Origin of the sequence: Myxococcus virescens, from assembly GCF_900101905.1 — a bacterium.
Lineage (GTDB): Bacteria > Myxococcota > Myxococcia > Myxococcales > Myxococcaceae > Myxococcus > Myxococcus virescens.
In genome coordinates this window covers 1-23,252 of record NZ_FNAJ01000004.1, presented here as the reverse complement: position 1 = coordinate 23,252, position 23,252 = coordinate 1, and the positions used below count along the sequence as shown (strand labels likewise).

Sequence of the window (23,252 nt, the reverse complement as noted above, 5' to 3'; positions counted from 1 at the left end):
TGTGTTGGCTGGAAGACGCACTTTCTAGCCGACGCTGTCATCCATCGCCAACCGTTCCCGGCCGCTTCCTACTTGAAAGCCTGACGCCTCGTGCCAAGTTAGGGCGCTCCCATCGCTCAATCTGGAGGCGGTCATGCGCAACCCAACCCCCCTGGCCCTGGCGGCGTTGCTCCTGGGCACTCCGGTGTCCGCGCAGGTCGTCGTGTCGCCGACAGCGCAGTCCGAGCCCGCCCCGTCCATCACCGGCGGAGTGCTCCAGGACGTGGCCCTCTGGGTGAGTCCCGGCGCCCCCAGCAGCAGCTTGTTCCTCACCGCCTACAACAGCCCCAACTCGGGCCTCGTCACCTTTGGCCTGGGGGGCGAGCAACTGGATGCGGAGCTCGCGGATGGCCCGATGTCAGCCGTGGCCGTGCGGGACGGCTTCCCGCTGTCCGGGGTGCAGCAGACCCTGGTGGTGGCGGCCAGCATCAACTTCAACGGGCTGGCGGCCTACACGGTGGACCCCGACCGCGCGGACCGGGTGGAGCGGATTGGCGCCGCGGGCTTCCTGACGGGGACGCAGTTCTCCGCCGTGGCGCTCTATCAAAACGAGGACTCGGGCCGGTTCTATGTGTTCGCCGGCACGTCCACGGGTGTGCTCCAGCAGTACGAACTGGCCGGAGACACGGGGCGCGTGACGGCCACCCTGGTTCGCACGCTGACGACGACGGGGCCCATCGCGGGTCTGGCCGTGGACGAGGCGTCCGACTCCCTGTTCGTCACCCAGCAGGGGCAGGGCCTGTGGCGCTATCCGGCGGCAGCGGACGCGGGCGTCACTGGAGAGCAGCTCTCCATCCAGGGCTCGGGCGGGCTCTCCGCCAATGTGGGCCGGGTCGCGCTGTACCGTGCGCGCAATGGCGAAGGGTACATCCTGGTCGCGGACACGGGCGCGGATGCGTTCGCCGTCTATGAGCGGCGCGCGAGGACCCTCGTGGGCTCGTTCCGGCTGGCGGACGCGGATGGGGGCGTCATCCGGGCGAATGACCCGGTGGCCCTCGCCGTCACCGCGTCGTCGCTGGGCACGACGTATCCCGACGGGCTCTTCGTGGGCAGTGACGCGCTCTCCAACCCGCAGCGCTTCCTGTACGCGCGCTGGCCGGCGGTCGCCGAGGCCTTCGACCCCGCGCTGCGAATCGACACGCGGTTCGATTCGGACGGGGGGACGGACGGGGGCACGGGCGGTGGCCCGGGGGACGGAGGTGGCTCCGGGGGGCCGGGGCCCGCGCCAAGCCCGGGCAATCCTCCCGACGAGTCGGGCTGCTCGTGTGCTTCGGCCTCCGTGCCGGCCACCGCCGCGTTCGCGTTGCTCGCCCTGGTGCGGGTGGGGCGTCGCCGTCGCGACTGAAGCGCGTTGCCAGCGGGCGCGCGCCGCGCTGAAGTGCGCGCCCTCATGCGTTTCTCTCGACTCATCGCCCTCGCGTTGGCGTGCGGGGCCACCACCGCGTGCTCCGGCGTCTGGACCCGCGGCGCGCCGCCGGAGCCCATCCGCATCACCCTGGTGGGCATCAACGACTTCCATGGACAGGTGGAGCCCCATCGCACGCCACTGAAGGACGGTCAGGTGGTGGAGGAGGGCGGCGCCGCCACGCTCGCGGCCTATGTGGCGCGTTTGCGCGCGGCCAACCCGGGCGGCGTGGTGCTGCTGGACGCGGGCGACATGTTCCAGGGCACGCTGCCTTCCAACCTCACGGAAGGGGCCGTCGTCATCGACGTGTACAACCACTTGGGGGTGGACGCGGCCGCCATTGGCAACCACGAGTTCGACTATGGCCCCGTGGGGCCGGGGTCCATGGCGCAGCGGCCCGGGGATGACGCGCTGGGGGCGCTCAAGGCGCGCATCGGCCAGGCGCGATTCCCCATGTTGTCGGCGAACCTCCGCGACGCCTCCACCGGCGCGCGCCCCGCCTGGACGGGCAATGACGGCACGTACCTGATGAAGGTCAAGGGCGTGAAGGTGGGCATCATCGGGCTCTCCACGGAGGACACCCCCAAGGTCACCAATCCCGCCAACGTGTCGTCCCTGCGTTTCCTGCCCCTGGCGCCCGCCGCGCTGGAAGCGTCCCGTTCCCTGCGCGCGCGCGGCGCGGAGGTGGTGGTGGTGGTGGCGCATGCGGGAGGCAAGTGCGCGGACTTGAGCAACCCCCGCGACACGTCGAGCTGCGACGAGGGCGACGCGGAGATTCTGTCGATGCTGAAGCTCCTGCCGCCGGGCACGGTCGACGCCATCGTGGCGGGACACACCCACCAGACGATGGGCCACTTCTTCGCCCAGGTGCCCATCATCGAGACGACGGGGCTGGCGCGCTCCCTGGGCGTGGTGGAGCTGTTCGTGGACCCGGGCAGTCGCCGCATCCTGCCCCAGCGCACCCGCATCCAGGCCGCCATTCCCCTCTGTGCGAAGGTGGACGCCACCCAGGGAACATGTGACGGCCGCCGCCTGCGGAACGAGCCTCAGGTGCGCCTGGAGCCCGCGTCGTTCATGGCGGAGCCGGTGGTGCCCGACGCGCAGGTGGCGCCGCTGCTGGCGCCAGCGCTGGAGCTGGCACGGGAGGCGCAGAATCGCCAGCTGGGGCTCGTGGCGGCCACGCCCCTGACCCGCGGCTACACGGAGGAGGGCGCGCTGGGCAATCTGGTGGCGGACGTGCTGCGTGCGTCGGCCAACGCGGACGTGGGGCTGATGAACCCGGGCGGCGTCCGCGCGGACCTGGCCGCGGGGCCGCTCACTTTCGGTCAGGTGTTCGAGGTGCTGCCCTTCGACAACACGGTGGCCGTGGCCACCCTGACGGGCCCCGAGCTGTCGCGGTTGCTGCACCTGGCCTATGGCAACGACATGGGCTCCGTCTTCGCCGTCTCCGGCCTCGAGGTGACGCTGGAGCGCTGCCCGGGGCCTGGGCGGTTCTCGGGAGTGGCCCTCTCCGGTGGTCAGCCGCTCGTGCTCGACCCCGGCAAGATGTACCGGGTGGCCCTCCCGGACTTTCTGGCGCGAGGCGGTGACGGGCTGGAGCCCCTCTTGAGCACCGTGCCACCGGAGCGCATCGAGATGACCCCCGTCGACGGGCTCGACTTGCGCGAGGCGCTCGTCGCCTACGGGAAAGCCCGGGGCGGCACGCTGGAGGCCCCCGACTTGGGACGTGTCCGCTACACGGGTGTAGCAGAGTGTCAGCAGGAGGCGCGCTGAGCGCGTCCCGGCTGAAAATTCGGACGACGGCTGATCCGCTGAGGGTGAACGAAAGGACTCACCCCAGGGGAAGGGCACAGAAATCGCGCCGGGGGCCGATTTTTCGGCCTGGGATCAGTTTCCAACGGGAAGCGGAGGTCCTACTCTAGTCCCTGCGAGTGTCCACTCCGAGGTGGCCCAGGGCCTGCGTGGGTGGACTCCCGTGAGCTGGAGGAACCGACATGCTCTACAAAGTGACCCCGATGATGGCGCCGCCTGCGCCTGAGAAGGCGAAGCAGCGTGAACCGGGGCAGGGCCAGCCGCGCAAGCGTCGCAAGTCCGCCGTCTACGACGCGGATGGTCAAGAGGTGCTCATCTCGCTGATGTGCATCAAGTGCAAGACGCTGAAGCCGCTGGCGCAGTTCGGCCTGCGGAAGATGGCGGATGGCGCCATCCGGAATCAGCCCTGGTGCCGCACGTGCCGCTCGGGCGCGGGCAGCAAGAAGCCCAAGGCGGGCAAGGACGCCGCCGCCGTCGCCCCGGTGGAAGAGGCGGCTCCGGTGCTCCAGGTCGTGCCGGCCGCCGCGAGCCCCGAAGCGGGTGAAGCCCCCGCCGAGCCTGTCGCCGCGGCGCAGGGCTGAATCACCGTCGCCGTCCCAGCTCCCGGGGGCTGGACCTTCCAGGTCCAACTCCCGCGGGAGCATTCCTTCCAGTCCTACGACAGCCGCAGACCGGCGGGGAGCGTATCCCCGAGCGCGCGGGCCTCGTCCGCGGCTTCCAGCGCCACGACTTCGCGCACCATTCGCACCCAGGTCTCGGAGGCCTTCGCCGCCAGCAGGGCCTGGGCCGTGCGCTCGCGCAGGTCCGGGTCCAGATCGCGCGTGCGATCGCCCGTGAGCCGCGCGAGCTGCGCCGCCGCGAAGGACGCGCCGTCAATCTTCCGCAGGTCCAGATCCAGCAGCAGCGTGAGCCAGGCCTCGGCCGTGTCCACGTCCACCACCTTGTGGCTGCTGCCGTACAGGGGCACGCGCGCGCCCAGCCGTCCCAGGGACCAGGCCCACGGGCCGCCGGACTTCGCCTCGGCCTTCAGCCGTGCGGCAATCCACCGGCCCAGCTCCGCCTTGTCACCCGGTTGCAGGTGCTCCAGCGAGGCCGCGGTGCGGACCATCTCCTCCAGGCCCTCGGGCTGGATGCCCTTGAGCTTCCCCGGCGGGGGCGCGTCCGGTGGCACCTTCCGCGCCAGGTGGGGCTGGAGGTACGCGTACAGCTTCTGCTGCCGCGCCTCGTCCAGGCCGCCCGCGATGCGGCGCCACATCACCCAGAACTCCGTCCACACCGCCTTGTCCGTGTGGTGCTGCACCAGCGCGTCGAACAGGCCGAAGGTCTGCTCCGCGCGCCAGCCATCCAGCGGGTAGCCGAAGCCCGGCCGGAGGCTGAAGCCGGTGAGGCTGTAGAAGACACGCTCGTGGTCCTCCGAGCGCCGGCGCTTGCTCGCGCCCGCGAAGAGGGTGCTCCACATCTCCCGCAGCACCGGCACGCGCCACGTCTCACGCGAGCCCAGGGCCTTCTCCAGCGTGCGCCCGAGCTGCTTGACGTCCTTGGGGCCAATGGGCAGCGGCTTGTTGCCGTAGACGCGCTCGATGTTGTCCTTCGCCTCGACGAAGCGCGCGGGCATGGACTCGGTGACGGTCAGCTCGTGCGAGCCGCCGGTGCCGCGCAGCTCGAACTCCAGGCGCCACCGCTCGTCCGCGACGTTGGACACGCAGTACAGCTCCAGCGTGCCAATCTCCGTCAGCGCCGCCTGGAGGTGCACGGGCACCTCGGCCACCTTGTTGGAGGCGCCCTTGAGCAGCGTGTGGATGGGCGGCAGCGGCTTGAGGTCCTCCGCCAGCGGCACCAAGTCCCCAGGCTTGTCGATGCGGTCGCTGGTGGTGGAGTAGAGCTGGAACTGCACCGGCCGGCCCAGGGTGAGCGAGAAGGGGCGCTCGCCCAGGTCCACCTTCTGGCCTTCCTCGAAGCCGCGGGGGATGAGGCACAGCGCGGGTTGCTCGGCGCTGTCCGCCGCGCGCTGCAGGCCCACGTAGTAGGCGCGCGCCGCGCCGCCACCGATGCGCAGGCCGTGGCCGCGCCGCACCAGGCCGTAGTACGCGGCGCCCCGGGCCACCGCGAGCTCCAGCGACTCGTGCCGCAGCAGGGGGATGCGCGGCGCGTTCGACCACCAGGCGGAGAGGGCCTCCACCAGCCGCTCGGAAATCTGGGGCGAGTTGAACACGCCGCCATTGAGCAGGATGGCGTCCGGCCGGGGCAGGGCGCCCTCCGTCGGCGCCGTCTCGCCCAGCGCCGCGAAGCCCGCCGCCGCGTGCTGCGCGAGGAAGGCCGCCATGTGCCGCGTCACCGCCGCGTCCTGCACGTAGGGCAGGCCCAGCTCCTGAAGCGCCATTCGCGCGGCGCGGCGTGGCCTGTCAGCGGGGGTGGTGAGGGGGAAGAAGCCGTCCAGCACCAGCGCCTGCGCCTCGTCGCGCGTCAGCTCCGTGGACAACGTGCCGCCCAGCAGCTTGCTGCCGCCACTCACCAGTGACACGCCGTGCTTCTCCGGCGGGGCGAGGCCGAGCAGCGCCTCCTTCGCGGTGCGCGCGGCCTGGATGGCCTGCGTCCACTGCGTGGCGGACAGGCGGCGGCCGTCCGTGAAGAGCTTCTCCTCCACCCGGCGCGCCAGCGCGGCGTCCATGTTGTCGCCGCCCAGCATCAGGTGGTCGCCCACGGCCAGTCGCCGCAGCATGGGGCCTTCGGGCGACAGGCCCGCGTGCACCAGCGTGAAGTCCGTGGTGCCGCCGCCCACGTCCACCACCAGCACCAGCCGGACGTTGGAGAGCGTCTGCTCCAGGTCCGCCCGGTGGCGCGCGGTGTAGTCGTAGAAGGCCGCCTGGGGCTCCTCCAGCAGGGTGAACTTCTCCAGGCCGGCCTTGCGCGCCGCGCTCACCGTGAGGGCGCGGGCCGCTTCGTCGAAGGAGGCGGGGACGGTAATCACCACCTCCTGCTTCGACAGGGGCGCGTCCGGGTGCGCGTAATCCCACGCGCGGGCCATGTGCGTCAGCAGCAGGGCGCTGGCGTCCACCGGGGACAGCTTCTGGACGTCCGCGGGCGCACCCCAGGGGAGGATGGGCGCGGAGCGGTCCACGCCCGGGTGGCACAGCCAGCTCTTGGCGCTGGCCACCAGCCGCCCCGGCACGCGCGCGCCCTGCCAGCGCGCCAGCTCGCCCACCACCCACGGGCCGCCGTCATCCCCCCAGGGCAGCGTGAGCGAACCCTCCGCCAGCTCGTGGCCGGCGGGCACGTACACGGTGGAGGGCAACAGGGCCCGCGGGGCCACCTCGCCCTGACGGACGAGCTGCGGAAGGGCGAAGTCCTCCACGGGGGCACCCGCGCCCCGCGAGGGGTCCACGGATGCCACGGCGCAATGGGTGGTGCCCAGGTCGATGCCAACGATTCGCATACGCCTCCGATTGACGGATGGCTTTCTACTCCTTCATGCGGACGTTGAGCTCCAGCTTCCAGCGCCCGGGGCCATCCTTCTCCAGGCACCGGAGCTCCAGCGTCCCCACCTCCGTCACCGCCGCCTGGAGGTTGACGGGCGTCAGGTCGCTGAAGACGGAGGGCTGACCGGGCATGGTCGTCTCGATGGGGGCCAGCTCTTCCAGCCCGCCGCTGGCCAGCTCGGTGTCGACGTCCTCCAGCATGACGCCCACCTTGTCGTCACGCCGCAGGGAGGAGGAGAAGAAGCGGAAGCGGGTGGGCTCACCGGTGACGAGCCCGAACTCCTGGGGCGGGACGTCCGCCTGCGTGCCTTCCTCCATGCCGAAGGGGGCCACGCAGAGCGCCTTCACGGGCGGCTCCATGCCGGGCACCGCGGGCATCGCCGTCTCCACGCCCACATAGTAGGCGCGGGCCGTGCCGCCGCGGATGCGCAGGCCGTGGCCCTGGCGCACCCAACCGTAATAGGCGGCGCCGCGCGCCACCGCGAGGTCCAGGTCCGCGCCCTCCAGCGCCTTGGCGGGCGCTCCGCCATCCGCCGTGAGCCAGCCGTTGAGCACCTCCATGACGCGCGCCTTCAGCGGGCCGGCCTTGAAGACGCCGCCGTTGAAGAGCACCGCCGTGGGGTGGAGGAAGGCCTTGCCGCGGACGTCCACTGGCGCGTCCGGGCTGGACGCGAGCGCCTGCGCCTGCCGGGTGAGGAAGGCGGCCAGGTGACGGGACACCCCGGCGTCCTGGGCGTAGGGCAGCGCCATCTGCGCCAGGCCGGTGCGGCGCGCGGTGCGCGGCAGCTCGGTGACGGGCGTCACGGGGAAGAAGCCGTCAGTGAGGACGCGGTCCAACTCCTCGCGCGTCAGCTCCGTGCGCAGCGTGCCGCCGATGAGCGACGAACCCCGGCCGGGGATGGCGATGGGCGCGCGCTCCAGGGACGGGTCGGAGTAGAGCGCCTCCTTCGCCTGGCGGCAGCCATGGGTGAGGGCGTTGAACTGCCAGGCATCCAGCTTCTTGCCTTCGGCCGTCATCCGCTGGTTCAGCGTGTGCGCCAGCGCCAGGTCCATGTTGTCGCCGCCCAGCAGGATGTGGTCGCCCACGGCCACGCGGAGCAGCTCCAGGTCACCGGCGTTGTCGCGCACGGTGATGACGGAGAAGTCGGAGGTGCCGCCGCCCACGTCCACCACGAGGATGACCTCGCCGGGCTGCACCTGCTTGCGGAAGTTCTCCCCCATGGCCTCCAGCCACGCGTAGAGCGCGGCCTGGGGCTCCTCCAGGAGGGTGATGTTGGGGATGCCCGCGGCCTTGGCGGCCTCCAGCGTCAGGTCGCGCGCCGCCGCGTCGAAGGAGGCGGGGACGGTGACGATGACGTCCTGTTCGGCCAGGGCGTTGGCGGATTCCTCGCGCTCGCGGGCGAAGGTGTGGTCCCACGCGTCCTTGAGGTGGCGGAGGTAGCGCGCGGAGGCGTCCAGCGGCGACACCCGCTCCACCTCCTCGGGGGCCTGCCATGGCAGCAGCGCCGCGCGCCGGTCCACGCCGGGGTGGGACAGCCAGCTCTTGGCGGAGGACACCAGCCGGGTGGGCACCTTGGCGCCGTGCGTGCGGGCGAACTCACCCATCAGGGTGCTGGCCTCCGGCTTCCACGGCAGGGCCAGGCTGCCGGCGGGGAACTCCTGCGCGGAGGGGAGATAGAGGAAGGAGGGGAGCAGCGGGCGGGCCTCGACGGTGCCGGGCGCGGTCAACTGGGGGACGGGAAGCATGGACTGCGCGCCGCCGCGGGGCTTGCCCTCCTCCAGATTGAAGTAGGACGCCGCGGAGTGCGTAGTGCCCAGGTCGATGCCAATGGAATAGCGGGCCATATCGGACGAGAACTCCTGGAAGACGCGGGTTTGTTCGCGCGGTGAGGCCGTGGTGGCCGGCTCAGGAAAGCTCGACCTCCGCGGGAGCAAGCACGCGCGGGTCGATGGCCGGGCTGACGGTGGGCAGCTTCACCGCCGTCGTCATCCAGCCGTGGTGACGCAGGATTCCGTTGTAGGGCGGCTGGCCCGCCACGTTGCCGGTGAGGCGGATGCGCTGGGCGTCGAACCCGACAGGCACCGGCACCGAGTCCCCTTCCGACTGGGGCAGCACCCGCTCCAGCGTCAGGTAGGTCTGGGCCACCTTGCGGCAGCCCTCATGGACGATGCGCGCCGCCGCGCCCACTTCCGCGTCGGAGAAGGCGGAGACGTTCTCCTGGAGGAAGTCCACGAAGCGGCCCTCTCGCTGGAGCATGCCCAGCAAGGACAGGGCGCTGGCGTGCTCGCGCTCGGGGGCCAGGGCAGGGGGCGGCTCGGGCGCCCGGGGCGGGGGCCGGACTTCTTCCTGCTTGGGAAGCGGAGTGGGGGCGGGGCCGCCCGAAGGAAGCTGGGCGAGCTGGCCGGCGTCATAGGCCCTGCTCGTGGGCAGCACGGCCTGCGCGAACTCGCGGGACACGAGGCAGCGCCAGAAGCACAGCCAGGCGAGCCAGAAGCGGGCGAAGAACGACAGAGAGGCGGGCTGGTCGGTCATCGGCACCGGATAACAAAGCCCGGATGCTTTGCAATTCGGCAGTTCACCGGGATGCCCCAAATGCAAAGGGCCTCACGGTTTCCCGTGAGGCCCTTCGTTTGTTGCATGGTGGAGGTGGACGGGATCGAACCGACGACCTTCGCATTGCGAACGCGACGCTCTCCCAACTGAGCTACACCCCCACAACTGGACTGCTTGCTGCGCCTCCGCGGTTTGGGGCCGCCGAAGTGGGATGGGCTAGTACCGGAGGCCCTTCACCGTGTCAAGCGCAAGCTGCCAACATGGATTCCGGCGATTGACGTGTTGCGTACCGGGTGCCATAAAAACCCCTCTTGTCAGGCGTATCCTTCCCGCCCGTTTAGCTGCCCCCCGTTAATGTCTATCTCCTCTTCGAAGACGTTGAGCCCGGCCGAGCTCGCGAAGCTTGAACACGCCTTTGCTTCCGACCCTTCGTCGGCGGCCTACAAGCCTCTCGCAGAAGCGTACCTGAGCATGGGCCGCTTCATGGAGGCGATGGTCGTCTGCAAGAAGGGGGTGAAGGCCCACCCGAATGCGGCGGACCCCCGCCTCCTGCTTGCCCGCGTCTATGCGGAGCAGGGCAAGGACAAGAAGGCACTGGAAGAGGCGCTCGGCGCCCTTCAGGTGCAGCCTGAGGACAAGGCCGCGCTGCGCATGGCCGGCGCGCTTCAGCTGAAGACCGGCGAAGCAGAGCCCGGCAAGGCGAACCTCCTCAAGGCCTACACCGCGGACCCGGGCGACCCGGACACCGTCATGCTGCTCCAGCAGCACAAGATTGAACCGCCGCGGCCCGCCGCGCCGGCTCCGGTCGCCGCGCCCGCTGCTCCGGTTGCGCCCGCGACGCCAGGTCCGTCCGCCACCCAGCAGTCCGCCGCCGCGCTCTCCAGCGTCGCGGCGACGGCGGGGACGGAAGCGCCCGCGGCGAAGCCCGCCGCCACCCAGGCCGCGAAGCCCGCGCCCACCGCGCGCGCGGAGGCCCCCGCGCCGCGTCCCGCCCCTCAGCCGCGCCGGCCCCAGGTCGTCGTGGAAGAGGTGGATGAGGACGAGGACGACGAGCCGGTGTCCCGCCGCCCGCCCTCCTCGGGCAGCAAGGGCAGCAAGATGGTGACGCTGGGCCTGCTGGTGGCCATCCCGCTGTTCGCCATCGGCTATGGCTGGTACTCGGCCAACGCCCGCACGAAGTCCCGCGAGCTGAAGAAGAGCCTGGATGCGGCCAGCGAGCTGCTCAAGCGCGACTCCTTCGACAGCTACAAGAAGGCCGTCGAGGCGGCGGACCAGGCGCTGGAGGTGGACTCCGACTCCGCCTTGGCGCACGGCTACCTCGCCTACGCCTGGGCCATCCGTTGGGGTGAGCACGGCGGTGGTGACGATGCGCGCCGCCAGGCCGAGGAGCATCTGGCCGTGGGCAAGAAGGGCGGCGACCTCAGCTCGCACCTCATCGCGTCCGAGGCGCTCATCCAGACCTACGGCGGCAAGGGCAAGGACGCGCTGGGGCAGTTGGAGGAGAAGGTGAAGGAGCTGGACGCGCAGGGTCGCTCCAGTTCGCTGCTGTACCTCACGCTGGGCCTCATCCAGATGAACGCGGGCGATTTGGAGCGCGGCCGCGACAGCCTGGACCGCGCGCAGGTGCTGTCTCCGGATGACCCTCGCACCTACGCGAGCCTGGGCGCGGTGTACCGCCGCCTGGGGCAGGACGCCGCCGCCTGGCGGAACTACGACTCCGCTCTCCGGTACGCGAAGGACCACCCGGAGTCGCTGCTGGGACGCTCCCTGCTGATGCTGGAGCAGGACTCGCCCAACTTTGAGCTGGCCCACACCATGCTCAAGAAGCTGCTGGAGTCCGACCCGCCGCCGTCTCCGCGGCAGCTGGCCGCGGCGCACCTGGCGCGCTCGCTGCTCATCAGCCGCGTGTCGACGGCCATGGTGGACCTGAAGCCGGACATGCAGCAGAAGCTGGCCGAGGCGACCGCCGTCCCCCAGGACAAGGACAAGGCCCGCTCGGAGATGCTCAAGAGTGAGGAGACCGGCTTCTCGCTCGACAAGCAGAACCCGGAGCTGCACCTCATCAAGGGCCGCCGCCTGCTGGCGGAGGGCAACTACGACGCGGCGGCGGAGGAGATTCGCAAGGCCATCCGCATGGACGCCTCGCGCGCCCAGTTCTATGTCGAGCTGGCCAAGTCGCTCATGGGCAAGCAGGGCGGCGAGAAGGACGCCGCCGAGGCGCTGCAGACGGCCCTGAAGACGATGGGCGACAGCCCGAAGCTGGTGGTGATGCTGGGCAACGCGTACCGCCGTCAGGGCAAGCTGGATGAGGCCCTGGCCCAGTACCAGCGCGCGGTGAAGGACCCGAAGGCCAAGAACCCGGAGGCCCGGCTGGCCATGGGCGCCATCTACCGCGAGCGGTCCAAGTGGGACCTGGCCCAGGAGCAGCTGGAGAAGGCGAGCCAGGAGTTCCTGGGGCAGTCGGACCGCGCGGCCATCGCGCTCACCGAGCTGGGACGCGTGTTCCAGAGCAAGGGCGACACGGCGAAGGCGGACGAGACCTACCAGCGCGCCCTCAACGCGGACGAGGCGTACTCGCCGGCCTACTACTTCTACGCCACGCTGCTCTCGAAGGACTCGAAGCAGGGGGCGAAGGCGAAGATGCTGGCCCAGGAGTACCTGAAGCGCGACCCGAGCGGCGAGCACGCGTCCGCGGCCCGTTCGCTGGCGGGCGGCTGAAACACCACGGCGGCCTTCCAGGCGCCGGACAAGCGGGGCTGATGCGCGCGGGCAGTTGAACGCGCGGTCAGCCCCGTTGTCGTGGTTGCTGCCCCCGCGCCCTGACGCTATGCCCGGGGCGTTTGTCTTCCCCCGACGTGCCTGGGTGGGTGGCGGGAGTCCGGTGTCGCCCTGGTGTCTCACGGGGGCCAGCCGGGCATCCGTCCGCCGGAGTCTCCCGGGGGGCGCCGTGTCCTTGCCCACCCCGGGGTGGTGCCTGTATGGGGAAGGCCGTTACCGCGCCGGCAGCGTGTCTGTCGTGCCTACCTCTGGAGTCTGTGTGAACGCGCGTGCCGAGTCCTTGCCGACAATCGCGTCCGACCTGATCTCCCTCACCAAGCCGCGCCTCTCCTCCCTGGTGCTCGTCACCGCGGCGGGGGGCATGTGGCTGGCGCCCGGCCACATGGGCGCCGTCAACGCGCTGGTGACGCTGCTGGCCACGGCGGGAACCGTGGGCGCGGCCAATGCCCTCAACTGCTACTGGGAGCGGCACAGCGACCAGTTCATGGACCGCACCCGCAACCGGCCGCTGCCCTCCGGGCGCATGGAGCCGGCGGTGGCGCTGTGGTTCGGCATCTCCCTGGCGGCCGTGTCGATTCCGGCGCTGGCCCTGGGCGCCAACGTGCTCACCGCCGCGCTGGGGCTGGTGGCGCTGCTGAGCTATGTGCTGGCCTACACGCCGCTGAAGGCGCGCACGTCCGCGGCCATGCTGGTGGGCGGGGTGCCCGGCGCGCTGCCTCCGCTCATGGGCTGGACGGCGGTGACCAACCAGATGGACGTGGGGGGCTTCTCGCTCTTCGCCATCATGTTCCTCTGGCAGATGCCGCACTTCATCGCCATCGCGCTCTTCCGCAAGGAGGAGTACCGGGCGGCGGGCCTCACGTCGGTGCCCCTGGAGCGGGGTGACGAGTCCAGCCGCGCGCAGGTGGTGCTCTACCTGGTGGCGCTGATTCCGATGACGCTCCTGCCCTTCCAGCTCCACATCGCCGGCGCGTGGTACCTGGCCGCGGCGGTGCTCCTGGGGCTGAGCTTCCTCGGGCTGGGGGCGTGGGGCTTCTTCCGGCGGCTGGGAAACACCTGGGCCCGCCAGACGTTCTTCTTCTCACTCATCTACCTCACCGGCCTGTTCGCCGCGCTGGCGCTGGACCGAGTTCCTCGCGAATAGCGTCCGGGGCGAACGGGGGACGCCCGCTCATGCCCGAAGTCCTGCTTTCCACTGCCACCTCTCAACCGCTGCTCCAGTTGGAGGGGCTCACGCGCCGCTTCAAGGGGCGCACGGCCGTGGATGGCCTGTCCCTGTCGGTGCGGCCGGGGGAGATTCTGGGCCTGCTGGGCCCCAACGGCGCGGGCAAGTCCACCACGTTCCAGGTGCTGGCCGGGCTGCTGTCCCCCGATGCGGGCCTCGTTCGCTTCGAGGGCCGGGAGCTGTCGCTGAGCGACCCGTCGCTGCGCCGGCAGATGGGCATCATCTTCCAGCGCAGCAGCCTGGATGACCTGCTGACCGCGCGGGAGAACCTGATGCTCGGCGCCCGGCTGTATGGCCTGGGCGGAGAGCGGGCCCGCGAACGGGTGGAGGCGATGCTGTCGCTCATCGGCCTGGCCGACCGCGGCGACGAACGGGTGTCCACGTGGTCCGGTGGCATGCGCCGGCGCCTGGAGCTGGCGCGGGCCCTGGTGCACCAGCCGCGTGTCCTGCTCATGGACGAGCCCACACAGGGCCTGGACGAGGCGGCCTTCCGTACCTTCTGGGCGCACCTGAAGCGCCTGCGCGACAGCGAGGGCCTCACGGTGCTGCTCACCACGCACCGCGCGGACGAGGCCGACGTCTGCGACCGGCTGGCGGTGTTGGACGCGGGCAAGCTGGTGGCGTGTGACACGCCGCAGGCGCTGGCCTCTCGCATGGGCGGGGACATCCTCTCCGTGGAGGCGCCCGAGCCGGAGGCGCTGGCGGCCGAGCTGCGCGAGCGGCTGGGGCTGGACGCGAAGGTGGTGGAGGGGCGGGTGCAGGTGGAGGCGCCGCAGGGGCACGCGCTGGTGCCCCGGCTGGTGGAGGCCTTCCCCGCCGGGCGGCTGACCTCCGTAGCGCTGCGCCGGCCCACGCTGGCGGACGTGTTCCTCCAATTGACGGGGCGCGCGCTGGGCGCGGACGTGCCCACCGCTGAACCCGCGCCGAGGAGACGTCGATGAGCGCCGAGCTGTCCGCCGCCCCCGAACCGATGAACGCCGGGGCTCCGGCCGTGTCGTCGCCGCCCGGAACGCTCGCGCTCCAGTGGGCGACGGTGCGGGTGCTGATGATGCGCGACATCGTCCGCTTCTTCCGCCAGCCCTCCCGGGTGGTGGGGGCGCTCGCGCAGCCCGTCCTCTTCTGGTTCGTCATCGGCTCCGGCTTCGCGGGCTCCTTCCGCGTGGAGGGCGCGCAGGGCCTGGGCTACCAGCAGTTCTTCTTCCCGGGCGTCGTCACCATGGTGCTGTTGTTCAGCGCCATCTTCGCGACGATTACCGTCATCGAGGACCGCAAGGAGGGCTTCCTCCAGGCCGTCCTCGCCGGGCCGGGCTCGCGGCTGGCGGTGGTGCTGGGCAAGGCGCTGGGCTCGTCCGCCATCGCGCTGCTGCAGGCGTCGCTGTTCCTGTTGCTGGCGCCGCTGGCGGGTGTGAGCGCGGCCACGCTGAACGTGCCGCTGCTGCTGTCCGTCATGGTGCTGTCGGCGCTGGCGCTGACGGGCATGGGCATGTCGCTGGCGTGGTGGGTGCGCTCCAGTGCGGGCTACCACGCGGTGATGAGCATCGTCATGCTGCCCATGTGGGTGCTGTCCGGCGCCGTGTTCCCGCTCAAGGGCGCGGACACCTGGCTGGCCTGGGTGATGCGGCTCAACCCGATGCGCTACTCCGTGGAGGGCGTGCGGCGGGCGCTGCACGGCGCGGAGGCGTCGGTGGCGCTGGGCGCGTCGTCGTCCTCGGCGGGGTTGGAAGTGCCGGTGCTGGTGGCGTTCGCCGCGGTGTTCATCGGGCTGGCGGCCTTCAGCGTCAGCCGCCGGGAGTAGACAGCAGCCGTTCGCGGTGTCCCGGTGGGTTGGACATGCGCTGCCCCTTTCGCTACGAGGTGGGCAGACGCATCACCTGACTTCCCGAGGAGATTGCACGATGACGTTGCGCACGCTCGGCCTGACGCTGCTGGGGACCGCGGGGCTGCTGACCCTCTCTGCCTGTAAGAAGGAGGAGCCGGCCTCCGCGCCGCCCGCCGCCGCGCCCGCCGCGAAGAAGGAGCCCCACGCGGCCTCGCCCATCCAGGCGCCGGAAGGTGCCGCCGCCGCGCCCGTGGCTCCTGCGGGCAAGGGCGTGGTGAAGGGTACGGTGAAGTTCACTGGCACGCCGCCCGAGGCCGCGGACATCCCCGCGAGCAATGACCCGGCGTGCGAGGGCATGGCGACGAAGGATGCGTCCGTCTTGGTGAAGGACGGGAACCTCCAGAACGTGCTGGTGCGCGTGAAGGGCAAGGTGCCCGGCGCGCCTCCCGCGCCTGCCACGCCGGTGGTGGTGGACCAGTCGAAGTGCACCTACGTCCCGCGCGTGCAGGGCGCGATGGCGGGGCAACAGGTGGCGTTCAAGAACAGCGACGGCACGCTGCACAACGTGCGCGGCATCGCGGGCACGAAGCCCGTGTTCAACGTCGCGCAGCCTCCGTCCGGCGCCCCGGTGGAGCGGCCGCTGCCCGCGGACGCGGACGTGCTGAAGCTCAAGTGCGACGTGCACCCGTGGATGTCCGCCTTCGTCGTCAGCAACGAGAACCCATACTTCGCGACGACGGGCGCGGACGGTGCCTTCGCGCTCGAAGGCCTGCCCGCGGGCACGTACACGGTGGAGGCCTGGCACGAGACGCTCGGCACGAAGTCGGCCGAAGTCACGGTGAAGGACGACGCGCCGGCCGAGGCCGCGTTCTCCTTCTCCGCGGAGGACGCGTCCGCGCAGAACTGACGAATGCGCTACGCGGCGGGGCGGCTCTCTGAAGCCGGAGGGCCGTTCTTCCGCACGGTGAAGCCCACCCGTGCGCCGCCGCCGGGGCGGTTCTCCGCGAAGACATCTCCGCCGTGGACGTGCGCGATGCGCTGGACCAGCGCCAGCCCCAGGCCCAGGGAGCCCGCCTCGCGCGCCTCGGTGCCTTGGTCCCTCCGGTAGAAGGGCCGGAAGATGCGCTCGTCCTCGCCGGGCTGCAGCCCGGGGCCCCGGTCTTCCACGCAGAAGGCCAGGTGTTCGCCTCGCTCCTGGATGCGCAGTGCCTCGGCGCCGGCGCCGTGCTTGCGCGCATTCTCCAGGAGGTTGGCCAGGGCGCGGCCCAGCAGCGTCGCGTCTCCCACGAGCCCGGCGTGCTCCACCTCCATGCCCAACAGGGAGCTCGCCAGTCCCGCGCGCTCCAGGGCCTGCGTGGCCAGCGTCTGGCCATCCAGGACACGCGGGGTGAGCTGGCCGAAGTCCAGCCGGGAGCTGGCCAGCAGCTCCCCCACCAGGGCATCCAGCTCCACCACCTCGCGGTCCACCTGGTCCAACGTCTTCGGGTTGCCGCCTCCGTCGCGGAGCAGCTCCGTCAGCACGCGCAGCCGGGCCAGCGGGGTGCGCAGCTCGTGGGACACGGCGGCGAGCAGCTCGCGCTGGTCCGCCACCTGCTTCTCGATGCGCCCCGCCATGTCGTTGAAGGCATCCGCCAGCACGGCGAACTCCCCGGTGACATGGGGCGCGACGTCCGCGCGCGAGTCCAGCCGGCCCGAGCCCAGCGCTCGCGTGGCCCGCACCAGCTCATCCATGGGACGGGCGAGCCGCCGCGCGAGCTTCCCCGCGGCCATCCACAGCACCATGCACGACAGCGCCAGCGGCAGCACCATCCGCAGCGGGCTCTTCGGACGGAAGCTGGCGTAGCAGGCGCGCACCGAGCCCAGGGTGACGCCATCGCGAATCACGGGCAGGTTGAACTCGGGCCGCCGGCACGGCACCTGGGTCTGCGCCAGCATCGCGCCGGACGCGTCCCGCAGCTCCACGCCCACCTGCAAGTCCTTCTCGATGGACGCCACCAGCGCGTCCCGCCGGGCAGGCTCGTCCCAGACCTCCTCGAAGCGGTGGCCCACGAAGGCGCGCACGCGGTCGCTTTCCTGTCTCCAGGTGCCTCCGCCCACCAGGCTCATCACCGTGGCCACCACGGCGCCGGTGGCGAGGATGGACAGGCCGAACCACATGAACAGGCGCCGGTGCAGCCGGGCGCGCACGAAGCCGCCCAGGCGGCCCATATGCCAGTAGCCGTGCGGCGGATGCCGGTGTCCCCAGGGGCCGCATTCGTGCGGCTCGCCCTTCGCGTCCCAGCCGCGCTTGTGCGCCCGGGGCCTGCCGCGTTTCACGGGCCCTCCTTGGCGAACACGTAGCCCACGCCGCGCACCGTCTTGATGAGGCGGGTGCCCACGTCACCGAGCTTCTGTCGCAGGTGGGAGATGTGCACGTCGACGGTGCGCTCGCCCACCACCGTGTCACTGCGGCCCGCCTCGCCCAGCAGGGCGTCGCGCGGAACGACGCGTCCGGCCCTGCGCACCAGCGCGACGAGCAAATCGAACTCCAGGCCCGTCAACTCCACGGCGCGCTCCTCCACGCGTACCTCGCGCCCGGCCACGTCGATGGACACGCCGCCCGACTCCAGCCGGTCCGCCACCGCCGAGGGCTGCGAGCGGCGGAGCACGGCCCGCAGCCGCGCCAGCAGCTCGCGGGGACTGAAGGGCTTGGGGAGGTAGTCGTCCGCGCCCAGCTCCAGGCCCACCACGCGGTCCGTCTCGTCGCCTTTCGCGGTGAGCATGATGACGGGGATGCGGCTCTTGGCGCGGATGCGTTTGCAGACCTCCAGGCCGTCCATGCCGGGCATCATCACGTCGAGCAGCACCGCGTCGAAGGCGCTGGCCTCCAGCGCCGCGAGCCCCCGTCCGCCATCCGCCGCGTGGGTGACGCTGAGGCCGTTCTGCCCGAGGTACTGCGCGAGCAATTCGTACATCCGGGTGTCGTCGTCGATGAGCAGGACGCGCGTGGACATGAACCGCCTTCTACTTCAGGGGGAGGCCGTGTGGATGGACACGCGGGTCGCCGGCGGGGGAGCCACCCCTCGCTGGCCGGAAGGCTCCCACCTGCCGTGGGGGCTCCATCCGTGTTCCCAGGCGCCGTGGTGACAGTGGCGGAAGTGATGGCGGTGGCGGGCCACGCTGGCGAAGCCGGAGGCGTAGCCTCCAACGGTGCCCAGGGCGAGCAGGACGATGAGCAGACGGCGGCGCATGGAATCTCTCCTTCAAGGACGACGAAAGGGGGGCATTGGTTCGGGGCTCACACCCCACGCGCGTCATCGCGTCCCCAAGGGCCGTGGCCGTCCCCGTGGCGATGGCCGCCGTGGCCGAATGCACCGCCTCGCCAGCCGCCGGGGCCGCCACAGCGGCGGTGCCAGCCGCCATGGCCTCCGTGCCAGCCGTAGGCGGAGCCGAAGCCGTACTCGAGGAGGTCCGCGAGCTCGCGGCGCTGGCGCGGGTCCAGCGCCTCATGGACCTGGGCGAGCGACCCCTGCACCGTGCGGCGCACATTGTCGATGGCGACATCGTGGCGGGCGAAGAGCTCGCGCAGCGCGGCGCCGTCGAAGTGCTCACCGCGCAGCGCGGCGCCCAGGGCGGTGCGGCTGGGGCCTGCCTCATCACGGACCTTGGCGAAGGCCTCCATGACATCGTCGGCGGCCTTGAGGAGGACCTTCTCCTGGCCAGGTGATGTATCCAGCCGCTCGAAGAGCCAGCGGAGGCGTCCGCGCGAACTCCAGCGGCCTCCGCGGCGATACCCGTGGCGTCCGCCACGGACTGTGTAGATGAGCCCGGCGAGACAGGCGGTTCCGAAGACAAACCCGAACATGGCTCCACGCTCCCAATGAGGCCGTCCCCTGGGGGCGGCGCTGGTGGTGACGAGCGGGAACGTAGAGGGCGGGTATGAAGGCCACGCCCGCGCGCGGTGAAGAAGTGTGAAGACGGCCCCGGGACAGAGGTGGGAGGAGTGAGGGGAAGAAGACGGCTTGTCGCCCTGGCGGGAGGGGCGGTGGAAGTGGAGTGTCCGGTGGCGGACGGCTGCTTGCCCGGAAGGCGGTTGCCCGGTGGACAGGCGGCGCCAGGAAGTTTGTCGTTAGAGGGCCGGGGCGGTGTCCGCTCCGCACACGTCGATCGGGCAGCCCTTGGCGGCGGCCTCGAAGCAGAAGGAAGAAGGTCACATGGCAATCGGTACCGTGAAGTGGTTCAACGACGCCAAGGGGTTCGGCTTCATCGCGCAGGACAACGGTGAGGACGTGTTCTGCCACCACACCGCCATCAACATGGATGGCTTCCGCACCCTCCAGGAGGGGCAGCAGGTGGAGTTCGAGGTCACGCGTGGCCCCAAGGGCCTGCAGGCGCAGAACGTCCGCGCCGTCTGAAGCACCCGCAGGCCACCCTTGAGTGTGCCCGAGGCCCGGTCTCCCAGCAGGGAGGCGGGGCCTTCGCATGTCCGGCTCCTGGCGCGCCGGGCTGGCGGCCCGCGCCGAGTGCCCGTCGGCACCTGGATGCCTTCCTTACCTTTTCCGGCAGACGCGCGGCACATCCGCCGCCATCCAACGGAGACGAAGGCATGGGCGACACCAGCGTGAAGAAGGTGGAGAGTCGGCACTCTCCCAAGGGCGAAATGGGGCAGAAGTACCTGGCGTCTGGCGTCCGCCTGTCGATGCGGCTGTGGGAGGACGAACCGCCCGGAGAGGCGGCGCCCGCCACCGCGAGGGACTACGAAACGGTGGGCTTCGTCCTGAAGGGCCGCGCGGAGTTGCACCTCGAGGGGCAGGTCATCCTGCTCAACCCTGGTGACTCCTGGCTGGTGCCTCGGGGCTCCAGTCACACGTACAAGGTGCTGGAGACCTTCTCCGCCGTCGAAGCCACCAGTCCGCCCGCGGCCGTGCACGGCCGGGATGAGGGCAAGGACGCGGGGACGAAGCCGCCCGCGAAGGCGTGAGTCCCGAGGCTCGGCGCTTTCGTCCGGAGGGCGCCGGTGCTCACTCCGCCTGCGATGGGTTCGGGTCCTTCTGGACGGTGCAGGTGTACCTGGACGCGTGCCCTGCTTCGGGCCGGCAGACCAGCAGGGGTGAGGTCTGCGCGTTCTCTGGGAGGGGAACGCGGGGGCCGGTGAAGGTGCAACGGGCCCGGTCGGGGGTTCGCCAGTGGCACTGGACCGCGGCGAGTGCTTCCGGTGGCTCCCACTTCGATGTGCACTTCTTGTTTTCTTCGCACGGCTCGCTGGGCACGGACTCGCGCTGGACTGCGGCCGGAATGGAAGGGAGCTTCCCCGTGGTGAGCCAGACCCACTCCGCATCATCCAGTGAGGGCATCGGCCGGGTGCGGGAGCAGTGCCAGATCAACCTGGGGTTATTGGGTTCGGCGTAGATGAGATACACCGCGTCGCCCTGGTACCGGACACGGCAATCGCCGCCGCCACCCTGGGGGAGAATGAACTTCTCGCCCGTGACGACAGGGCCCTTGATGACCTCCAGGACCTCGACATTCACGGTTCCCAAGTAGGGGCCAACGGGAGCCGGGACGACGCGAGCTCGGTAGATGGCGCTCGCACGCTCCCGCGCCACCTTGAGGTCGTGGTGAAGGTTGCCCCCGCCCGCGACGCAAACACACGCCTGCGCCGTTGTCGGCCACAGGCCGAGCACGATTGCCGCGACGAGTATCGTGAAAAGGGCTCTCATTCCCGTCAGTCTACAGCGAGTGTGCGGCGTGTTGGGGTGGGGGCAGGGTTGGCGCTGCGCCATGCTCAGGTCAGTCTGCTCAATCCACCGCACCCAAGTGTCCCAGGGCGGCCCGTTTTCACCATCGAAGTACCCGTGAGAGGACAGTTCCGCTGCCCCGTCACAGCGTGCCATCTGGAAAGAAGACGAGCAGTCGCTGTCAATTCGACGCGACACACTGAAAGCACACCATCGCACCGTCTCTGCAAGCGCCTGCTGGAACCCAGCAAGATCCGAAGTGCAGTCGGGAATGCCATGAACAAGCCGACCTGCCATCCGCACTTCGCGTGTGCTCGCGCACTGCTGCCCCAGCGCTACTTCCGCCCGCCAGACCACGCCATGTTCATGTACTTCGTCCCGCCGGCCAGTTCGTCCAGCATCTGGTCGAGCCGCTTCTGCCTCGTCGGCTCGAGCTTGGCCCGCGCAATCCATCCGAGATAGTCGTTCTGCTGGTACGGAGGCCGCGCTTTGTAGGCGTCCATGAGCCCGCGCTTGACCAACGCCGCCCGGACATTCGCGGGCATCGGGTTGACGGCGCGCTTGAGCGTGGGTCGCTTCGCCGTGGCCATGGTCATGTCCCCACCTTCACCGGTGCCAGTCGCTCGAACATGAGCGAGGGCTCTCCCTTATAGCGCCCCTGTCCCGTCTGCCGGAAGCCGCACTTGTCGGCGACTCGGATGGACGCTGCATTCTCGGGCGCGATGATGCACACCACGCGCTCAGGGCTGAGCTGGGCATCCGCCCAGGCCAGCGCCGCGCGTACCGCCTCTGTGGCGTAACCCTTGCCGTGGAAGCCGGGGGCGAGCACCCAGCCGGCCTCGGGCCCGGCGCTCAGGGGCGGCTGCATGTCGCGGTGGAAGTCGCCCAGGCCCACCTCGCCAACGAGGCGGCCTGTTGCCTTCTCACGCACCACCCAGAATCCAAAGCCCAGCAGGTCCCAATGGCCCACGTAGCGCAGGAGCCTGGACCACATCTCTTCGCGTGTGGACGGCTTGCCGCTGATGTAGCGGACCACCGCGGGGTCGCTCCACAGCGCGAGGCACTCCTCATAGTCCTCGAGGCTGTGACCCTTCATGACGAGGCGGTCGGTCTCGACGGTGGGGATGGTCGCTGCGGGCACGGACGCTCCTCCTGGGGCCTGGAGCCCCGCCGCGCCTGCCACACGATGCGGTGGCGCGGATGTTCCGATTCAACCGCCCCCAGGCCTCTCATGCCAGAGGACAACTGTCCACGTCCGGGAGCGGTGGCTCGGGAGGTCCCGTTGCGCGGCGCGGCGGGGAAGGGACGTTCATTCCACGGACGAGCCCAGCCTTCACTGGTTCCGCTGCAAGCGCTCCTGCGCCTTGACGATGGCAGCGGTGCGCGTGGTCACGTCCAGCTTGGCGAACACCGCGGGGCAGGAGGCGACCTTCACCGCGGTCCTCCGGTACGCGCATTGCGCTCGACCGGAGCCCGGATGGCAGGCTCGACGGCCAGGAGCCGGCGAGCCCGCCGTTCCCGGTTCCGTGTCGCCCCAGGCATCGGTCATTCGTCCTATGGACGGATGGCCGATGCCTGCCGAAGAACGTGTCCAATAATGTCCTCCGTCATGGACACACGCGCCCTGACCGAACGCCTCACCATCGCGACACCCTGCGAGATGCGCTGGGAGGACATGAAAGGGGATGCACGTGTCCGGCACTGTGGTGCCTGCAGGCTCTCCGTCCACAACCTGAGCGAGATGACCACGCTGGAGGTGGAAGCGCTGCTCCAGCCCGGTGGGAGCGTTTGTGCCCGGCTCTACCGCCGGCCGGATGGGACCGTCGTCACGGGGGATTGCCGTCGCATCTGGAGCCAGCAGCGAGAGGAGGCGGTCACGCTCCTGGGCACGGCGGCGACCGTGGTGGCCGCGTTCTCATTCCTCGTCTTGATTGGCGTGCTGACGATCACCCTCTACGGCGACCACATCCGGCGCCTCTTCGGCCATGCCACCGTGGGAGCCTTGCCGGCGACGTCGCCGCCCACCGTGAGCGCGCCCTCCCCCTTGCCGGGGGGACACAGGGCTCCGTGACCCGCGAGCAGCCGAGGCGGCCGGCTGTCAGGGCCGTTGCGGCGGCACTCTGCACGCGGCATGTCCCATGATGATGTCGCCGTCGACGGTGCTAGCAGGCTGTTGAAGAAGTCCGGTTTGTGGGCATGAGACCGGGCTTCTCGTGTCCTCCGCTCTCAACCTTGTCATCGGGGGGAGGCGGAGGGCGAAGAGCGCCTATGCGGCAGCCAGCCGCGCCATCCGCACCAGGTTGTACGCGGCGCCCACCAGGTAGGCCGCCATCTCCGTCCGCTCCCTGCCTTTGAAACGCGTCTTGCGGAAGCCGCCCACCGTCTTCATCCAGCCCCAGACTTCTTCTATTCGTTTCCGTATCCGCT

At 70.7% G+C, this 23,252-nt stretch carries 22 protein-coding genes and 1 tRNA gene; 11 read left to right on the top strand and 12 right to left on the bottom strand.

The genetic code is table 11. The features are described from left to right. Positions 1–133: 133 nt before the first annotated feature. The 3 genes from BLU09_RS13565 to BLU09_RS13555 all read left to right on the top strand — a co-directional run bounded on the left by BLU09_RS13565 (position 134) and on the right by BLU09_RS13555 (position 3,837). Entirely contained in the window at positions 134–1,384 is a 1,251-nt protein-coding gene (locus tag BLU09_RS13565) for a myxosortase-dependent phytase-like phosphatase (RefSeq protein ID WP_090489985.1), read from the top strand. 45 nt (positions 1,385–1,429) lie between these two features. After that, complete coding sequence (locus tag BLU09_RS13560) at positions 1,430–3,217, top strand: bifunctional metallophosphatase/5'-nucleotidase (RefSeq protein ID WP_090489984.1); 1,788 nt, start codon at positions 1,430–1,432, stop codon at positions 3,215–3,217. A gap of 221 nt (positions 3,218–3,438) precedes the next feature. Beyond that, positions 3,439–3,837 (top strand): hypothetical protein, encoded by a 399-nt coding sequence (locus BLU09_RS13555; protein ID WP_090489983.1) that lies wholly within the window; start codon positions 3,439–3,441, stop codon positions 3,835–3,837. A gap of 74 nt (positions 3,838–3,911) precedes the next feature. Here BLU09_RS13555 and BLU09_RS13550 read toward each other — a convergent pair whose 3' ends face one another. The 4 genes from BLU09_RS13550 to BLU09_RS13535 all read right to left on the bottom strand — a co-directional run bounded on the left by BLU09_RS13550 (position 3,912) and on the right by BLU09_RS13535 (position 9,447). Continuing rightward, positions 3,912–6,689: an Hsp70 family protein gene (locus BLU09_RS13550; protein ID WP_090489982.1), complete on the bottom strand. Its 2,778-nt coding sequence runs from the start codon at positions 6,687–6,689 to the stop codon at positions 3,912–3,914. A gap of 25 nt (positions 6,690–6,714) precedes the next feature. Next, positions 6,715–8,577: an Hsp70 family protein gene (locus BLU09_RS13545; protein WP_090489981.1), complete on the bottom strand. Its 1,863-nt coding sequence runs from the start codon at positions 8,575–8,577 to the stop codon at positions 6,715–6,717. Positions 8,578–8,638: 61 nt separating this feature from the next. After that, positions 8,639–9,265, bottom strand: a complete 627-nt coding sequence (locus BLU09_RS13540) for a DUF2760 domain-containing protein (protein ID WP_090489980.1) — start codon at positions 9,263–9,265, stop codon at positions 8,639–8,641. Between the two features lie 106 nt (positions 9,266–9,371). After that, positions 9,372–9,447: transfer RNA gene (locus BLU09_RS13535), tRNA-Ala, on the bottom strand. Between the two features lie 193 nt (positions 9,448–9,640). Between BLU09_RS13535 and BLU09_RS13530 the strand changes: the two genes are divergently transcribed. The 5 genes from BLU09_RS13530 (at position 9,641) to BLU09_RS13510 (ending at position 16,015) form a co-directional block, all read left to right on the top strand. After that, a complete protein-coding gene (locus tag BLU09_RS13530; RefSeq protein ID WP_167371082.1) occupies positions 9,641–12,004 on the top strand; it encodes a tetratricopeptide repeat protein in 2,364 nt (787 codons plus the stop codon). Positions 12,005–12,323: 319 nt separating this feature from the next. After that, a complete protein-coding gene (gene cyoE, locus BLU09_RS13525) occupies positions 12,324–13,208 on the top strand; it encodes a heme o synthase (RefSeq protein WP_090489979.1) in 885 nt (294 codons plus the stop codon). Between the two features lie 29 nt (positions 13,209–13,237). Beyond that, the gene (locus tag BLU09_RS13520; protein ID WP_090489978.1) at positions 13,238–14,230 is read left to right on the top strand and encodes an ABC transporter ATP-binding protein; all 993 of its coding nucleotides are present in this window, start codon (positions 13,238–13,240) and stop codon (positions 14,228–14,230) included. Further along, a complete protein-coding gene (locus tag BLU09_RS13515) occupies positions 14,227–15,084 on the top strand; it encodes an ABC transporter permease (RefSeq protein WP_090489977.1) in 858 nt (285 codons plus the stop codon). Before BLU09_RS13520 ends, BLU09_RS13515 begins: the two co-directional genes overlap by 4 nt. 100 nt (positions 15,085–15,184) lie before the next feature. After that, positions 15,185–16,015 carry a carboxypeptidase regulatory-like domain-containing protein gene (locus BLU09_RS13510; RefSeq protein ID WP_186817897.1) on the top strand — a complete coding sequence of 277 codons (831 nt, stop codon included), beginning with the start codon at positions 15,185–15,187 and terminating at the stop codon, positions 16,013–16,015. An 8-nt stretch (positions 16,016–16,023) separates the two neighbouring features. Here the strand turns inward: BLU09_RS13510 and BLU09_RS13505 are convergent, their stop codons facing one another. From BLU09_RS13505 to BLU09_RS13490, 4 genes are read right to left on the bottom strand one after another with little or no spacing between them, the layout of a single operon-like run. After that, positions 16,024–17,424 (bottom strand): HAMP domain-containing sensor histidine kinase, encoded by a 1,401-nt coding sequence (locus BLU09_RS13505; protein ID WP_090489975.1) that lies wholly within the window; start codon positions 17,422–17,424, stop codon positions 16,024–16,026. Then, complete coding sequence (locus BLU09_RS13500; RefSeq protein ID WP_090489974.1) at positions 17,421–18,101, bottom strand: response regulator transcription factor; 681 nt, start codon at positions 18,099–18,101, stop codon at positions 17,421–17,423. The genes BLU09_RS13505 and BLU09_RS13500 overlap by 4 nt, the downstream gene beginning before the upstream one ends. Before the next feature lie 15 nt (positions 18,102–18,116). Continuing rightward, positions 18,117–18,338, bottom strand: coding sequence for a hypothetical protein (locus tag BLU09_RS13495; RefSeq protein ID WP_090489973.1), 222 nt, complete (start codon positions 18,336–18,338; stop codon positions 18,117–18,119). 47 nt (positions 18,339–18,385) lie between these two features. After that, the gene (locus tag BLU09_RS13490; protein WP_090489972.1) at positions 18,386–18,952 is read right to left on the bottom strand and encodes a periplasmic heavy metal sensor; all 567 of its coding nucleotides are present in this window, start codon (positions 18,950–18,952) and stop codon (positions 18,386–18,388) included. A 349-nt stretch (positions 18,953–19,301) separates the two neighbouring features. Between BLU09_RS13490 and BLU09_RS13485 the strand changes: the two genes are divergently transcribed. Further along, complete coding sequence (locus BLU09_RS13485) at positions 19,302–19,502, top strand: cold-shock protein (protein WP_011555276.1); 201 nt, start codon at positions 19,302–19,304, stop codon at positions 19,500–19,502. 191 nt (positions 19,503–19,693) lie between these two features. After that, positions 19,694–20,068, top strand: coding sequence for a cupin domain-containing protein (locus tag BLU09_RS13480; protein WP_090489971.1), 375 nt, complete (start codon positions 19,694–19,696; stop codon positions 20,066–20,068). Between the two features lie 40 nt (positions 20,069–20,108). Here BLU09_RS13480 and BLU09_RS38735 read toward each other — a convergent pair whose 3' ends face one another. The 3 genes from BLU09_RS38735 to BLU09_RS13470 all read right to left on the bottom strand — a co-directional run bounded on the left by BLU09_RS38735 (position 20,109) and on the right by BLU09_RS13470 (position 21,966). After that, positions 20,109–20,618: a hypothetical protein gene (locus BLU09_RS38735; protein WP_167371081.1), complete on the bottom strand. Its 510-nt coding sequence runs from the start codon at positions 20,616–20,618 to the stop codon at positions 20,109–20,111. A gap of 542 nt (positions 20,619–21,160) precedes the next feature. After that, positions 21,161–21,421 carry a YdeI/OmpD-associated family protein gene (locus BLU09_RS13475; RefSeq protein WP_090489970.1) on the bottom strand — a complete coding sequence of 87 codons (261 nt, stop codon included), beginning with the start codon at positions 21,419–21,421 and terminating at the stop codon, positions 21,161–21,163. Continuing rightward, a complete protein-coding gene (locus BLU09_RS13470) occupies positions 21,418–21,966 on the bottom strand; it encodes a GNAT family N-acetyltransferase (RefSeq protein ID WP_090489969.1) in 549 nt (182 codons plus the stop codon). The genes BLU09_RS13475 and BLU09_RS13470 overlap by 4 nt, the downstream gene beginning before the upstream one ends. A gap of 456 nt (positions 21,967–22,422) precedes the next feature. On the opposite strand from BLU09_RS13470, the gene BLU09_RS13465 reads away from it, so the two are divergent. After that, a complete protein-coding gene (locus BLU09_RS13465) occupies positions 22,423–22,896 on the top strand; it encodes a hypothetical protein (RefSeq protein WP_244171697.1) in 474 nt (157 codons plus the stop codon). Between the two features lie 195 nt (positions 22,897–23,091). Here BLU09_RS13465 and BLU09_RS13460 read toward each other — a convergent pair. Then, the coding region (locus BLU09_RS13460) for a transposase (protein WP_143043136.1) at positions 23,092–23,252 on the bottom strand (161 nt) is incomplete at its 5' end.